The following is a 15164-nucleotide window of genomic DNA, read 5'->3' as shown; positions in this document are numbered from 1 at the left end:
CCGGGATCAGCGGAGCCCGGAAACCTGCAATAGCCCGGCCCGCTTGGCATCGTAATAATAGCCGCCGGCATAGAAGCGCACAGCCTGGTCGTGATTGCCGCGTGCCGTCACATAGGCACCGGCCAGGTAGCGCACCGCATAGCGCAGATTGGTTTCGGCATCGAGCAGGCCGGCGGGCGAGCCGCGATAGCCCATGCCGGTCGCCGTGGCATGGGAAATCTGCATCAATCCGTAATAGGGCCCGTTGCGCGCACCAGGATTATAGTTGCTTTCCCGCACGATCACCCGGCGCACCAATGCCTCGGGCACGCTATATTGCTGGGAATAATGGGCGATAAGGCCATCAAGGCTCCCGCTGGCGGCATAGCCCATGGCCTGGGGCGCCATCGGCACCGCATCGGCCTTGGGCACATGACCCGGCTGGGTCGGCGCCAGCGCCGCAATGGCCGCCGTGGCGGGACCAGGCGCGGGCTTGAGCGAACTCATCGAGCAGCCCGAAACCAGCAAGGCCAGCAATGCCGCCGCGCCAATCGATTTCGCCGACATCCCGGAGATCTGTGCATATGCCATAAGGTCACCCTAGACCGTTTCTGCTGCAGGCGCGATAGAGCCCCGGTCTGAAAAAATGGTTACCATTTTAACAAGAACCCTGCGCAACCGGCCAAATCCCGGCCGCCAATGCTTCAGCTCCCCTTGCGCGATAAGGACAAATCGGGGCGGCTTGATGGCAAAACGGTGATCGGGCGATCTGGAGGGCGTCCGGGGCTTGTCCTTTGCTTGCGTTGGTCCCGGTGGGGGGCGAACCCGCCCCGCGCTCCGGCGATGGCCTGAAGCCACCAAGTCCTCGGTCCAGCGACAAGCGTGCCCGATGCGCCTCATGGCCCGAGCCGCACTGCCAGAGGCGCCGGCAATGCGATAAGCCCGGCATGTCCATCCTGGTGCCAATCGGACACTGCCATCGCCTCCCGATGCGCGTCATCACGGACACCATGGGATTTCTTCATCGCCCCCGTTGCGCGGCTCATCCTCTTTGGATAGTTTGCACCCCGTTCAGCCGGGGTTCCCCCCGCGTCACGGAAGCACCCGTAGCTCAGCTGGATAGAGCGCTGCCCTCCGAAGGCAGAGGTCACAAGTTCGAATCTTGTCGGGTGCGCCAATTTCACTGGGTATTACAGTGGGTTGCGCCTAGATATCGGTCGTTTGCTCAGATACCGCGCAATCTGCGCGTAAGCGTCAAAGCTTGGTTGTGTGCTATGACTGCGCGTCAAACGATGCGACTTCATGTGCAATGCAGCGATATCTGGCCAACTTCCTGTCAAAAACTGCACCTCACTAAAATGCCGGCGTTTGACCGCTGCCCACGAAGGCAGCACTCCACAAACGGTGGTTGTGGGGGCCGGTTGCGAACTAACGGCTTTCGGGCGCTTACCAGGACATTAGCGGACGTTCTGACCAAGTGACGTCGCCATTCGGCTCCTACCAGCGCTCCACACAGACTGCTATGCCCATGCCGCCGCCGATGCAGAGCTTGGCAATCCCCCCTCTGCGCTCGGCGGGACTGCATGGCATGGAGTAGCGTGACCAGCACACGGGCGCCCGAGGCGCCTATTGGGTGGCCGATGGCGATGGCGCCGCCGTTGACATTGACCTTGGCTGGGTCCCAGTTCATGCCGCGCGAGACGGCGCAGGCCTGAGCGGCGAACGCTTCGTTGGCCTCGATCAGGTCGAGATCGTCGATGGTCCAGCCGGCGCGTTCCATGGCCTTGCGCGAGGCTGGGGTTGGCCCAGTACCCATGAGTGTCGGATATTTCGGTCTCGAACTGCCCACCAACCTGTGCTGCAGCGGCCTTCTGCTGGCTGGCCAGCGCAAACGCATTCTGCTCTTCGCGCGTGATGCCGAATTGGCGCGCGACATTCTCGGCGGTGACGCCCATGTGGTAGTTGCCGAAGGCGTCGGTAAGACCCTCGCTGAGCATGGTGTCCACAAGCGTAACCGGCCCCATCCTGATGGCGCCGCGCAGGTACTGGCAATGCGGCGACAGCGACATGGATTCCTGTCCGCCCGCGACGATGATGCGCGCATCACCGCTGCCCTTGACCATCTTGCCCGGGATCATCCAGTTGGCGAGATCGCCATTCTCGGCCACTTGCATCGCGCCCAGGATCGACAGATCGATGTGGCCGCCGCGGATCATGCCGAAGCTGTCGGCGCTGGAGAAGAAGCTGGTCTCGGGCAGTTCGGTGATCGTCTGCTTACCGGCGTTGATGAGATCGGCATCTTCTTCGCCTGCAAAGGGGAAGGGTCCCATGCCCAGCATGCCATTCTCGCTTTGCAGCCGCACGTCCATGCCGATGGGAATGTAGTTGGCCACTAGCGTTGGGATACCGGTGCCAAGAAGCCAACTTCGACTTCACGGGCGGCGCGAGCGGCCATCTGGTCACGGGTCCAGGCCATCACACGGGCTCCTGCTGACGCTGGCGCAGGGTGCGTTGCTCGATATGCTTAGCCGGCCGGGGCACATGCACGATGCGGCTGGCAAAGATGCCGGAAACTGCGAACTTCCTTGCCTTCGGCGATCAGTGTGCCGACACCAGTCCTGGTGAAGAAAGCCGGAATGCCTGCGCCGCCGGCGCGGATGCGTTCGGCCAGTATACCAAAATCACACAGTTGAGCGATACATGAACCCGATCATCGTCGGTCGTGTTCTCAAAAGCCTCGCAGCTGCAGCCGGGTTATCGGCAACGGCGGTGGAGGAAATTTCCGGCCGTTTTTTACGCGTAGGGGCAGCGCGGCAATTGACGATCTACGGTCGTGGAAGAGGCGCTGGCCCTGGACGTGAAAGTCTCGGCGGTGGCACATCAGGAAGTGTCGTCAAACCAGGGGCAGTCCACATAGTTTTTTCGTCAAATGACAGGTAGTAGTGTCGAACCTTCCTAGGATAGGAAGTTGCCAATTCACAAAACGATCACTCCGTGCCCCCGCTTCCGCCCGCAAGCAGTCGAATAATCAGTACGACTTTGGTTGGGCGCGCCTTACCGGTATAGGGCGCTCATCCAACCCTTTTTCCGTCCAACGCTTGTATTCGCGGAAGACCTCTCTGAACGGCCCATAGGCCTTCACCTCGCCCTGGTCCAACCAGAGCAGAGAATCCGTCCAGTCGCGCAAGACACGCTGGGAGTGGCTGGCCAACACCAATATCGAAGCGGATTTGATCAGCCTCGCCTGCAACTCATTGACAGTCTTGTTGACGCTGGCGTCAGCCGCGTTGATCCACTCATCCATGATCAGGATGTCTGCATGCACGAGGTTCATCAGGCTCATTACGAGACGTGACTTCATGCCGGCCGAATAAGTGTGGACCGGCAGTTCGAAGTAACCGCCGAGATCGCTGAGTTCCTTGACCTCCTCCACGCTCTGCTGGATCGAGCGTTGTGAGGTCCCCATGTACAAGCACTTGAGCTCCGCATTTCGCCGACCGGTCAGATTTGGTTTGATCCCGGAACCGAGCGCAAACTGGGGCGAGACGCGACCGTCTATGTCGATGCTTCCGGACTGGACGGCCAAGGCCCCCGAGCAAAGCTTGAGCAATGTCGACTTGCCGGAGCCGTTGATTCCAATCAGGCCGACGCGATCACCGGTTTTCAGCGACAGCGAAATATTCCTTAGGGCGTTGATCTCAAGATAGCGCTCTCCGACGACGATACGGGCGCCAACCGCCCCACGACTGAGCTTCTTTTCAACAGCGCCACCGCGTTTGCGAAGGAAGTAGCTTACGGACGCGTCTTTTATGTCGATACTTGCCATGCTATTTGAGATTTCTCACAAAGCCCTGAGTGCGACGATAAGTGATCATGGCAATTACTGCCAAAATGAGCGTGAATAGCGTTGCGATAAGCCACTTGTGGCCCGCCAGCGGTTCTATTCCAAAAACCTGGCGGGACATCGACAGGAAATAAGCTGCCGGATTATACGTGCCCAGCAGACCGCGAATACCGTCCGCATCATCAGCGACCCAGAATATTGGAGATGCGAAGAATACGAACCGGACGGCCGTCTTTATCAGTAAAGACATGTCCGGGTGGTAGATGGTGATCAAGTTTACTATGTAGCTGAGCGAAAGAGACGCGACCATTATTATGAAAACGAATGGCGCGAACAGCAAGAGATGAATGCCTAGGGCGCTCCACTTGAGCAGCACCACGCAAATCACCAGCAACGCGACATCCATTGCATATATAAATAGCCTGTCCGCCAGGATCTTCAGAAACAGCCCAAACAGGGTGAGGTTGTTATGCACCGCAAATTCCAGGCGTTTCTGAATGATATCGACGCTGCCGGAGATGGAGTCGGAAATGAAGTCCCAGAGCACATAGCCCGCAAGAACATAGAGAAAAAAGTCGACCTGGTTGCTGGTATCGGAATGGTGAAACACCAGCGCAAGCATGGCGGTGAAGATCAAAGTCGACACCGGCACCCATGCCAGCCCCAACTTTGTTCCCTGATATTCCGATTTTGCCTCGAGATAACTGATCCGCAAAAAGCGAACCGCGACCGAAAGCATCGGTCGTACTCGTTGCCAAATGCCCATAAGGTCTCCGTGCATTTAAGGTGCGCCGCTACTTAGCCTAAGCCGCATGTTCGGTCAAAGTGAGGTGCGCTCAACTCGTCGCCGACATCGAAGCGCACCCCGACCTAGAATTGCGGCAGCAGGTGGCCGTGACGTTGCCCCAACTTCCATCCAGCGTTAGGTAGACTTGGACGGTTGGTTTGGCCGATCTGGCCGGGGTGAGCGACGGGGCTGGTCATGGAACGAAGCGGTAGATCCCGTCGCGGGTTGAAGGTGTCGGCGTATTCTCTGGGCGTCATCCAACCCAGCCGCGAGTGCGGCCGGTTTAGATTGTAATCGGCGCAAGGACGCCACGGTGACCCGGACCTCCAGCCCCCGGCAACACGCAGACCAAGATAGCGGTGTGTCGGCAACCAGGCTCAACCCCCCCCCCCCCCCCTTGCTTGACGACAAGCCTTTAACTAAAGCAGGTCGACTTCCTGACGAACGGAAGTGCGGGATGCTCGAGACACGCGCGTCAGTCTATGGTCTACGGGAACTGGGAGAGCAGACCTTGGAAGAAAGCACGGGCCTGATCATCGTCGGCATGCACAGGTCTGGCACCTCAGCGCTAACGGGGGCCCTGCATTCACTAGGGGCCAATGCTGGTCACAGCAGCGATCTCACGGGGGCCAGTGTTGAGAACCAGAAAGGGTTCTTCGAGCGCAGGGACGTCAGGGAAATCTGCGATGCGCTCTTGCACGCGGCGCATGCAGACTGGTGGAAAATCTCAAATTTCGAAATAGGCCAGGTTGAGCAAAATCAGCTTGAGCAACAACGCCAGAGATTTTCCGGGATTGTTGAGAGCCTTTCGAAGGCCAAAACCTGGATCATAAAGGAACCAAGGCTCTGCCTTCTGCTCCCGTTGCTCATCGATCTGGTTCCAAATCCCATTTGCATTCTGATATACCGCAACCCAATTGAGGTGGCGAAATCACTCAGAACCAGAAATCAAATATCTCTCCAGCAAGGGATTGCGCTCTGGGAAAAGTACAATTGGGCCGCCTTGCAGTCGGTGAAGCACCTCCCATGCGTCGTTGTTTCGTATCACGACTTAATTGCTGATCAGGCCACGACATTAGACAGTGTGGTCGACCAGCTTGCCGCGCTGGGCGCCAAAGGGCTAGGCAGGCCGAAGGATTCGCCAGATTTTATTGATAGGTCGCTGCAGCGCTCTGTGGCTGAGCCGGAAGAAATGGAAATGCTTACGGTAGAGCAGCGCATCCTCTGGAGCTTTCTGGAAAGAAAGGCGAAGCCCGACGGGGACTTCGGCTATAAACCGACCGGCGCGCAAAAATTCATCCTGCAGGATTTGGAATATCATTTCGCCAGACATAGCAAGGCAGGGGGCGGCGTTGACTTTGCTTCCCCCTCTATTCGCTCCAGAAAGGTACTGAAACTCGCCGGCTTTCTGGATCACATTGTTTTCTATCTAAGGTCAAAAATCAGAGGGTAGGAAGCGACCGCCGACCAGTGGAAGCGGCTGCACAAGTGTGTCTTCCTGACCGTTCGATCACTTGAATAGAGCGGTCCGCATAGCGCATAGTCGCGCCGGTGGGTTCCGGTCCAGGCCATGGCGTTTTCCGTTCAGTCTCGCGGCCGAATTGAATGACAAACTGCCGACTGCTCAACTGTTGAGTTGCGCTCTGAAACGGCGTGTATCGCGTTTCAAAAACGGAAATTTTGTGTGGAAATGAACGACGTATCGGATGATTTAACAATCCTGATGGCGAGCTATGAAGGTGAAGAGTTTCTCGGGCCTCAGATTGAGTCTTTTGCAAACCAGGATGCAACGAATATCCACCTGGTCGTCTCCGATGATAGTAAATCAGACCGAACACGCAACGCATTGTACCAAATCATACAAAGCGTTCCCAAGATTGACCTTCAGTATGCTGCGGGTCCTCAAAAGGGTTTCGCGGAAAATTTCAGGTCGCTTTTGCTTAATTGCACGCCAAAAACCGATTTTATCGCGTTTAGCGACCAGGATGATATCTGGCTGGCCGACAAAACCCAGCGTTCCATTAATTGGCTGCGCAAGCAGCCTAGTCATGTTCCCGCGCTCTATTGCGGTCGTACGCGCATGATCGACAGGGAGGGTCACGATATCGGCCGGCTGTCCCCGCTCTTTTCACGTGTCCCTGCTTTTGAGAACGCGCTCGTCCAATCCATAGCCGGCGGCAACACGATGACAATGAATCGCGCTGCATTCGATATCTTGAAGCGTTCGCTTTCGCGGGCCGCTCCGGTAAGCCACGATTGGTGGGCCTACATCATGGTCAGCGGGAGTGGTGGCGTCGTCAAGTATGACCAGGAACCGTTGACCCTGTACCGGCAGCACGGCGGGAACCTGATAGGCGAGAACCGCTCCTACTTGGCACGTGCAGCACGGCTGCGCATGGTGGTGGATGGCACGTGGCGACGCTGGCAGGATAGGCACATCGAATTGCTCGATGACAATATCGAGCAGCTCACCTCCGAGGCGCGAGCCACATTGCAGTCTTTCAAGCATGCAAGGCTAAGGTCACCTTTAGGCCGCTTGAACTGGCTAAGGCAATCTGGTGTATGGAGGCAAACAAGGGCAGGCACAGTATCGCTGTATGTTGCGTCACTGATGGGGCGCCTCTAAATCACTTCCAAAGTCATCGAAAATTGATAGGTAGGCAGTCGTGAAGGGTATCATACTAGCAGGCGGGTCGGGCTCACGGCTTTTCCCCTGTACCATAGCTGTGTCGAAGCAACTGCTGCCCGTCTACGACAAACCGATGATCTATTATCCTCTGTCCGTTCTGATGCTTGCCGGCATCCGCGACATTCTGGTGATCACTACTCCACAAGATGCTTCGCAATTTACTGCGCTTTTGGGCGATGGATCGAATTTTGGCGTCAGTATTACCTATGCAACCCAGGCGGCGCCCAACGGGCTCGCGGAAGCCTTTATTATCGGCAAGGAATTCATTGGAAATGAAAGTGTCGCGCTGATCCTGGGCGACAACATTTTCCACGGCGCGGGCCTATCACAAATTTGCCAGCAGGCAATTGGGAACGAAGACGGCGCAACGGTATTTGCCTATCAGGTAATTGATCCGGAGCGCTATGGTGTCGTGGAGTTTGATCAAAATGACCGTGCCATTTCGGTTGAAGAAAAGCCGGCAAAGCCAAAGTCGAACTGGGCTGTGACAGGCCTCTATTTCTACGACAATGACGTTGTCAACATTGCATCGAGCATCCAACCTTCCGCGCGCGGGGAGCTGGAAATCACCGATGTGAACAGGATCTACCTCGAGCGCGGCCAGTTAAAGGTTGCCAAATTCGGTAGAGGCTATGCCTGGCTCGATACTGGCACACATGACAGCCTGCATGAGGCGAGCGCCTTCGTGCGTACAATTGAACACAGGCAAGGTATCAAGATCGCCTGCCCCGAAGAAATTGCATTCTCGCACGGATGGATCGACGCGGGCATGGTTGAACGTCGCGCCCAGACCCTTGGGAAGACACAATATGCGTCATATCTACGAAGCCTGATTTAGGCGGTCTAATTTATGATAACGGTCAATAAGACATCAATCGCCGGCGTCCTGGAAATCATACCAGATCGGTTTCCTGATCCCCGCGGACATTTTTCTGAGACTTATAGCGATCGTCGTCTTGCCGAGCATGGTGTCCATGAAATCTTCGTACAGGACAATCATTCGCATTCGCGATGCCGAGGCGTGCTGCGCGGGCTCCACTTTCAGAGGGAGCCTTATGGCCAAGCCAAGCTGATTTGGGTCGCGTCCGGGTCGATCTTCGATGTGTCGGTTGACATCAGAAAGGGATCACCAACCTACGGCAAGTGGGTCGGGCTTGAGATCTCAGCCGATAAGGGCAATCAGGTATTCGTACCCAAAGGTTTTGCGCACGGCTTTGTCACGCTGGAGCCTAACACTGACATTTATTACAAGGTGTCGAGCCACTATGCGCGGGAAGAGGAGCGGGCGATCCGCTTTGATGACCCCGCAATAGGGATCGACTGGCCCATGGACCTCGAAGCATTGGTTGTCTCGGAAAAGGACAGGAATGCGTTTCTCCTTGCCGATGTGGACAACAACTACGAATACACTGGGGGTAAATGAATTGCGCATACTGGTTACTGGAGGCGCCGGTTTCATCGGCTCCGCCGTGTGTCGGCATCTCGTGAAAGAAAATCACGAGGTCATCAATGTCGATAAACTTACCTATTCCGGAAACCTGACGTCGCTGAAGGAGGTCGAGGGGCGGGATAACTATGCCTTCGTGAACGCCGATATCCGCGATACGGATAAAATCTTCGAAGTGATGCAGGCCCATAACGTCGATGGTGTTATGCATCTGGCGGCAGAAAGCCACGTCGACCGATCCATTGATGGTCCGGGCGTATTCGTCGATACCAATGTGGTCGGCACTGTTTCAATGTTGTCCGCAGCGACCAGGCATCGGGACACGCTCAGTGGGGGGCGGCGCGACAGTTTCCGGTTCCACCACGTTTCCACGGACGAAGTTTATGGGGATTTGCCCTTTGATGGCGGTTTGTTTACCGAGACGACCCCCTATGCACCGTCTTCCCCATATTCCGCCTCCAAGGCCGCCTCGGACCATTTCGTACGGGCTTGGTATCATACGTATGGATTGCCGATCCTAATTACCAACTGCTCCAACAATTACGGTCCCTACCACTTCCCGGAAAAGCTCATTCCGCTCGTCACGCTAAGCGCGCTTGATGGCCGTGAACTGCCGATCTACGGCCGTGGCGAAAATGTCCGTGACTGGCTCTATGTCGATGATCACGCACGGGCGCTGGCGCTGGTCATCACGGCCGGAAAGATGGGGGAGACTTACAATATCGGTGGGAACAACGAGCGCACAAATTTGAGCGTCGTCGAGACCATTTGTGACATCCTGGACCAGCAGAAGCCGCGCGCTGACGGTAAGTCATACCGTGAGCAGATCGCGTTTGTAACCGACCGGCCTGGCCACGATCGGCGCTATGCGATCGATGCGACGAAGATCCGAACTGAGTTGGGCTGGCAGCCTGAAGAAACGTTCGAAACCGGTATCGCCAAGACCGTATCCTGGTTCATCGACAACCCTTGGTGGTGGTCGCCTCTGCTCGATGCCCAGCAGTCCCTCAAGCGGCGGGGCGGGGCGCGGTAAGCGCCCCGGCGGCAGATCGTGAAAATACTTGTCACTGGTACGGAAGGGCAGGTCGTCACCGCCCTTAGGCATCGTTGCGCCGAGTGTGGCGACCTCGACCTGGTCACGGTTGGCCGCCCGGAACTGGACCTGAGTAAGCCAGAAGACATAGCCGAGACAATCGTCTCCCATCGACCGGATATTGTCGTCTCCGCTGCTGCGTGGACCGCGGTCGATCTGGCCGAAGATGAACCCGACCTCGCCATGCGCATAAATGGGGAAGGCGCGGGGCAGGTTGCCCGCGGGGCAGCGTTGGTCGGCGCGCCGGTGATCCACCTTTCCACGGACTATGTCTATGACGGCTTAAAACCCGCTGCCTGGACCGAAGATGATGCGGTCAACCCATTGTCTGTCTATGGGCGCAGCAAACTGGCGGGCGAACGTCGTGTTATCGAAGAAAACCCGAGGCACGTGATCCTGCGAACTGCGTGGGTGTACTCGCCCTTCGGCAAGAACTTCGTCAGGACAATGTTGCAGCTCGCGCAAACGCGCGAGGAACTGACCATCGTCGATGATCAATATGGATGTCCGACATCCGCCTTTGATCTGGCTGACGGCGTCCTGGCTGTGGTTCAAAAGTTGTCGGCCCCCAGCGCTGCTGATGACAATGTGTGGGGCGTCTATCACCTCACAGGAACTGGAACTGCGACGTGGTGCGATCTGGCAAGAGAGGTTTATCGCCAAAGCAGGGGGCTGAACCTCCCATCGGCTCGCGTCAAGCCGGTCGGGACGGATGCCTTCCCCACAAAGGCCGTTCGGCCCAGAAACTCCCGGTTGGACTGCTCCAAGCTGGAAAGTGTTTTCGGATTTCGGTGCCCACCGTGGTCTGTGTCGCTGGAAGAGTGCCTGAAAGAGATCGCGCGGGAAAACGGCGGCCCATGAGATCGCGACCAAATGTGATCAGTAGTGCCTGGTGCTTGCCGGGGAGGTACGTTACTTGACCGGGAAATCTCCAGAAGTTGAGGCTGGCATTGCAGCTGAAGCCGAAGCTGCCGTTCCGCTCGAAGCGGACGCAGCAATCGATGTTGCAAAACCGTCCGTTCGGCAGAAGAAGCCTAAATACTTCCACTTCGCTCCAATCGATCGCTTGGAGCGCGAGCGCGTGCTCCATGATGAAAAATATACCGACGGGTCGCGGGACGAACTGACCTTCGTGCATATCGGCAAGTGTGGAGGATATTCGGTTGCTGATGCACTAGCCATCAGCCCGGCGATCCAGAGCAGATTTACGCGCATTAGCCGGGTTCATCTTCGCCCGCCGTATTACCAGAGTAATGCAAGCTACCTTTTTGTTCTCAGAAACCCCATTGATAGGCTCATCTCAGCCTTCGCCTGGCGATATCAGAAAGTCGTTCAGGAGAGAAAGCAGGAATTCCAGTATCCCGGCGAGTTTGAAGCGTTAGTCAAGTACGAGAGGTTGAATGATCTCGCAGAGGCTCTTGTTAAGGACGGTCATCTTTCAAACGAGGCTATGAGATCCATGCTTAGCATCACGCATTTCAGGCATGATATTGCATACTATTTGGAGGGGCTCCTTACCAATATCTCACCGGAACAGGTGTATTGTGTTTTTACGCAAGACCAGCTGGCCGAAGATATGGAAAGAGTCCTCGGGGTAGATGGCATTAGCCGCCAGAACAAGAGTGACGACACGTTGTTCGAGAAGAACATGGCGCTGAGCACAGTGGCGCGGGAAAACCTTAAACTGGTCTTTTCCCGGGATTACGACTGCATCAGGTCACTAAATGCGATTTACCCGCTTGGCGCTAAGAAGCTGGAGGCGCTTCTTCAGTAAGTTCAGTCACTGCAACCTTGCGCCGGCGCAGCCCGGCCTCTCAGTTGTAGAGGCTCAGTGCCCTGTTCCGCATTTCGGCAAGGGTCGGATTGTTCTGCATCGACTGGATGAGGCGGTTGAGGCGATCGGCGCCAAGCATGTCGCGGAGTTGGGCGCTGCCAGCGGTCATGAGGGCCTTGCGCCTCTCGTCATTCGAATAGCTCTTGGATTTCGCGTGAAAGACGAACGCGTCAATGGCGATGTTCAGTCGGAAGCCGTTTTCCGCAGCGCGGGTGCAGAAATCATTCTCCTCCCCATAGCCGGAGGGAAAGGCATCGTCGTCGAAACGACCGATCGTTTCGAAGACCTCGCGCTTAATGCACATGCAAAAGCCGTGCACCAAAGGCACGCCGGGTGACGGCAGACCCTGAGCATTCTGCGCGCACCACGCATCCATGTCATCGACCGAATGGCCGGACGGAAGCGCATTGACGGCGGTTTGCCCGGCCGCACTCAGGTGGTGCGGAATGGACTGGTAGCTTGCCGCATTGGAGAGGGGACCAACGATGCCACAACCTTCCAGACCGTCCATACAGGCCAGCATTTTCTGAATGGCCTGCGATCCGACGATGGCATCACTGTTCAGGAGGACGACGTGGTCAGCAGTGGAGAGCGAAATCGCCTTATTTGCTGCTTTGGTATAGCCAATGGCCTTGTCGTTGCGGTGAAGCATGGCGTTGGCATGCGAGGAGGCGAAGTTCTCCAGCCAATGCTGCGTTTCTTGGGCTGAGCCATCATCGACGATGATGATGTTTTGGACCGATTCCTGTCCATTCCGGACGACGTTATCCAGGCAGTCCTTCACATCATCCAGGGCGTTGTGAACACAGACCAGCACATCCGCTTTCACAGCTCTATTGGCAGGGGCGGCGATGGGGTTGATGTCGAATGCTGGTTTGACGATCGTTTCGGAACTGAACTCGCGACCCTCGTCACCATGGCTGGAAAAAAACGCGAAAGCCGGGTGGCTGCGAACGCAGATCGGGCGCTCGGCCAAAGGCAGGAACGCTGTCTTTGCGCTGTCCACGGCGTAGTTGAACGATAGTTGATCGCGATAAGAACAACGGTCGAGCTCGGCCCACCAACGGGTCAGGACGGCCTTCAGGTCCGGGTGCCTGAGATTGTAGACGACGAAATTGCTCTCAACCAACTGGTCCGTAACTAAGCCTTCCTCGCTGTAGCGTTCCATCTGCTTGAGGATCGTCTCTGCGTTGTCCTTGTTCTGCTCGATGCAGGCCTTGGCCTCGTCGTAGACATCGCTGCGGGTTGGATGCAGGAACGTGCCGATCGGCAGGCCGGAGGATAGAACGGCGTTGATCAGAGGCGTAATGTCGTCACGGATCATGACATTGCCATCATGCCAGACGGCCACATTGTGGTCGGGAAACAGCATGTGTGGATGCAGTTTCACGAAGCGCGCACGGCGCGTCGACGACGCATCGAAATAGGGGACAGGTAGATTGAGGCCGTGGACCGCTACCGGTTCGTCGGTGAATGTAAAATAGTCGGCGTCATTGAGGTAATGCTCATAGGGCAGCACCTCATCATAGCCACCCGTGACGGCGCGAAATATCGCGATGTTCCTGTGGTTGGCCCGGTTGTCCAGATAGGTCTGGTACAGCGTCTCGTAATCCCCGTTGGGCCTGAACTGAAACGGCGAGGTCTTGTCGTAGAGACTCGCACGAGCGGGATCGTCCGGAATTGGCTCGAACTCGGTGTGTTCGCCCAGGCGACGATACGTTTTTGCTACAAGGCCTTTCGGGCCGCTACGGCGAAGCTCGTTGACCGCCTGCTGCAGGGTCTTGCCCAGCCCACCCTGCATTCGGACTGCGCTCTCCACGTTGGATCCCAATCGGCGAACAAGGGCCCCCGACAGGGCGATCAGACGGCCCTCGCGCAACATTTGTCGAAACGCGTTCTTGCGGAGCTTTACCTGATCGGCGGCTCTTTTCAGTTCAGAAAACTTCTGCCGACTGATACCCAAATTGGGGGCGCTGCGATCGAGTGGCATGATATCTGGTCTTCCTCATCGCCGAAAACGGCAGGTGCATGAAGGCGAAAACGCATTTGGCCACCGGAATAGCATAGGACTTCTCGGAAGCCGTACACTTAACCGGTGGCCAACATGTCTGCCAGTTTGACTTAAACCTAAGCGGGGCGGGCGGCGCCCAGCGTTTTCGGGTTGAGTTCATCCACAATCCCGCAGGCCATGACGCGCAGCTGGATCGATATGATGTTGGAAGCAAGGAACAACTGCTTGATCTGACCAGGCGTCACCCAGAACTCATTGGGGGCCGCCACATAGCTATCGTCCACATTGCGAATCTCGAAGGTGCTTTCGTGATTGATGAAGCGGCCACCTTCTTCGGAGTGTTCGAACGTGCGGTAGAGCTTGCCCACGCGGTCAACGACGGACGTATCGCCGCCCGGATGCACAACGCGGCTTGGGCCGATAGTCGTCTGATTATCAATGCCGTATTCTTCGCGAACGCTAAGCAGGTATTGCGGGCCGGCCGCGGTTCCCTTGCGATACAGAACCGCCAGGCCCGGTGATTCAACACCAATCAGTGGCTGCACCCAGGTGGACACTTCGCGTGTGAGCGCCTTGCACTCAAACAAATTGAGGTTGCGCTTGTGCGGACCAGTTGCCTCAAGCCCTGACGGAACCACACGCCAGTTTTTCAGGTCGTGAATGGAGGTTAGCAGGTACTGCTCTTTCGCCTGGGACTTGCTCTTGAAATAGTATTCCAACAGGGCGGTCGGCGGCGCATCGCTGGAGCGTTCGCCTGTGACATAATAGTCCCAGTCAAACATGGCCGTGAGCGACCGCAGGTCCGTATTGAGGAAGAACGGCTCGAGCGACATTTCAGCCAGAACAGAAACCGGCACCCATGTCGTGTTGAGCGTGGTGGGCAGGAATGTGTCCGTCTCGATGTAATTGTGGGTCTTGCTCTTCTGGTAGTAGAGCTCACCGAGGTCGGTTTGCATGGTGAAGCTAATGAGACGCGAGCCAGACGGATAGGACTGGAAGTGGTTCAGGAAGTCGGTGTCGCGGCCACCGTGCAACTTCATATAGTTGGCTGCCGTTGATTGAATTGTGGGGCCATACTGCACGACGCCGGTGTTCCCAGGCTCAGCGCGCGCCTGAACGCAGGTGTAGACCACGCCTTCATGCTGGGTGATGAGCAGCCCGGTCAGGGCACTCTGCGGCTGATAGAGGACTATCGATTCAAAATCGGAATTGGCCTGGGTCAGCCCGAGGACATGGAAAAAGCCACCGCTCCGGTGTGAAACAGCTCCGTCCTTAACGAACCAGTCGTTGCTGGTGTCGAAGGGTATGACCTTTAGCGAGAAGTTGCTCTTCGCCAAATTGTCGTCGCGATGCTGCCGAAGCGCGTCAGCTGTTTCGCAAGTATGGTTCATATTCTACCACCAAATTCTTCTAAGAGACAGTGAGCCAAGGCTTTTCCGACATCCGTGGGTCGTCTCGTGTCTCCGCGGGTTTAGTGTGA

11 protein-coding genes, 1 tRNA gene and 4 pseudogenes are annotated in these 15164 nt (G+C 56.7%); 8 read left to right on the top strand and 8 right to left on the bottom strand.

Annotated features, from left to right (window positions below; all coding sequences use genetic code 11):
• Positions 1-6 precede the first annotated feature (6 nt).
• Positions 7-348: pseudogene (locus QQL79_RS16000) on the bottom strand (transglycosylase SLT domain-containing protein); the annotation flags it as partial.
• 731 nt (positions 349-1079) lie between these two features.
• Here QQL79_RS16000 and QQL79_RS15995 point away from each other — a divergent pair.
• Positions 1080-1156, top strand: a tRNA-Arg gene (locus tag QQL79_RS15995).
• A 320-nt stretch (positions 1157-1476) separates the two neighbouring features.
• Here the strand turns inward: QQL79_RS15995 and QQL79_RS15990 are convergent.
• The 5 genes and pseudogenes from QQL79_RS15990 to QQL79_RS15970 all read right to left on the bottom strand — a co-directional run.
• A pseudogene (locus QQL79_RS15990) lies at positions 1477-2090 on the bottom strand (thiolase family protein); the annotation flags it as partial.
• A gap of 30 nt (positions 2091-2120) precedes the next feature.
• Positions 2121-2348, bottom strand: a pseudogene (locus tag QQL79_RS15985) (CoA-transferase); the annotation flags it as partial.
• Between the two features lie 200 nt (positions 2349-2548).
• Positions 2549-2656 (bottom strand): annotated as a pseudogene (locus QQL79_RS22540) (CoA-transferase); the annotation flags it as partial.
• Between the two features lie 351 nt (positions 2657-3007).
• Complete coding sequence (locus tag QQL79_RS15975) at positions 3008-3805, bottom strand: ABC transporter ATP-binding protein (protein WP_284392553.1); 798 nt, start codon at positions 3803-3805, stop codon at positions 3008-3010.
• Position 3806: 1 nt separating this feature from the next.
• Entirely contained in the window at positions 3807-4562 is a 756-nt protein-coding gene (locus QQL79_RS15970) for an ABC transporter permease (protein ID WP_284392552.1), read from the bottom strand.
• Between the two features lie 505 nt (positions 4563-5067).
• Here QQL79_RS15970 and QQL79_RS15965 point away from each other — a divergent pair.
• From QQL79_RS15965 to QQL79_RS15935, 7 genes are all read left to right on the top strand, one after another.
• On the top strand, positions 5068-6063 hold the full coding sequence (locus QQL79_RS15965) for a sulfotransferase family protein (protein ID WP_284392551.1): 996 nt from the start codon (positions 5068-5070) through the stop codon (positions 6061-6063).
• A gap of 237 nt (positions 6064-6300) precedes the next feature.
• Entirely contained in the window at positions 6301-7236 is a 936-nt protein-coding gene (locus QQL79_RS15960; RefSeq protein WP_284392550.1) for a glycosyltransferase, read from the top strand.
• A gap of 40 nt (positions 7237-7276) precedes the next feature.
• On the top strand, positions 7277-8137 hold the full coding sequence (gene rfbA / locus QQL79_RS15955) for a glucose-1-phosphate thymidylyltransferase RfbA (protein WP_284392549.1): 861 nt from the start codon (positions 7277-7279) through the stop codon (positions 8135-8137).
• A gap of 12 nt (positions 8138-8149) precedes the next feature.
• The gene (gene rfbC / locus QQL79_RS15950; RefSeq protein WP_284392548.1) at positions 8150-8722 is read left to right on the top strand and encodes a dTDP-4-dehydrorhamnose 3,5-epimerase; all 573 of its coding nucleotides are present in this window, start codon (positions 8150-8152) and stop codon (positions 8720-8722) included.
• 1 nt (position 8723) lies between these two features.
• On the top strand, positions 8724-9779 hold the full coding sequence (gene rfbB / locus QQL79_RS15945; protein ID WP_284392547.1) for a dTDP-glucose 4,6-dehydratase: 1056 nt from the start codon (positions 8724-8726) through the stop codon (positions 9777-9779).
• Positions 9780-9797: 18 nt separating this feature from the next.
• On the top strand, positions 9798-10700 hold the full coding sequence (rfbD, locus tag QQL79_RS15940; protein ID WP_284392546.1) for a dTDP-4-dehydrorhamnose reductase: 903 nt from the start codon (positions 9798-9800) through the stop codon (positions 10698-10700).
• Between the two features lie 55 nt (positions 10701-10755).
• Positions 10756-11613, top strand: coding sequence for a sulfotransferase family 2 domain-containing protein (locus QQL79_RS15935; protein WP_284392545.1), 858 nt, complete (start codon positions 10756-10758; stop codon positions 11611-11613).
• Between the two features lie 40 nt (positions 11614-11653).
• Here QQL79_RS15935 and QQL79_RS15930 read toward each other — a convergent pair whose 3' ends face one another.
• Both QQL79_RS15930 and QQL79_RS15925 read right to left on the bottom strand, forming a co-directional pair.
• Complete coding sequence (locus QQL79_RS15930) at positions 11654-13663, bottom strand: glycosyltransferase (protein WP_284392544.1); 2010 nt, start codon at positions 13661-13663, stop codon at positions 11654-11656.
• 137 nt (positions 13664-13800) lie between these two features.
• Positions 13801-15075: an NDP-hexose 2,3-dehydratase family protein gene (locus QQL79_RS15925; protein ID WP_284392543.1), complete on the bottom strand. Its 1275-nt coding sequence runs from the start codon at positions 15073-15075 to the stop codon at positions 13801-13803.
• Positions 15076-15164: the final 89 nt, after the last annotated feature.

The sequence above is a fragment of the Devosia yakushimensis genome (genome assembly GCF_030159855.1).
Classification (GTDB): domain Bacteria; phylum Pseudomonadota; class Alphaproteobacteria; order Rhizobiales; family Devosiaceae; genus Devosia; species Devosia yakushimensis.
Note: the sequence above shows the minus strand (reverse complement) of the source record. Positions and strands in the feature narration are given on the sequence as shown.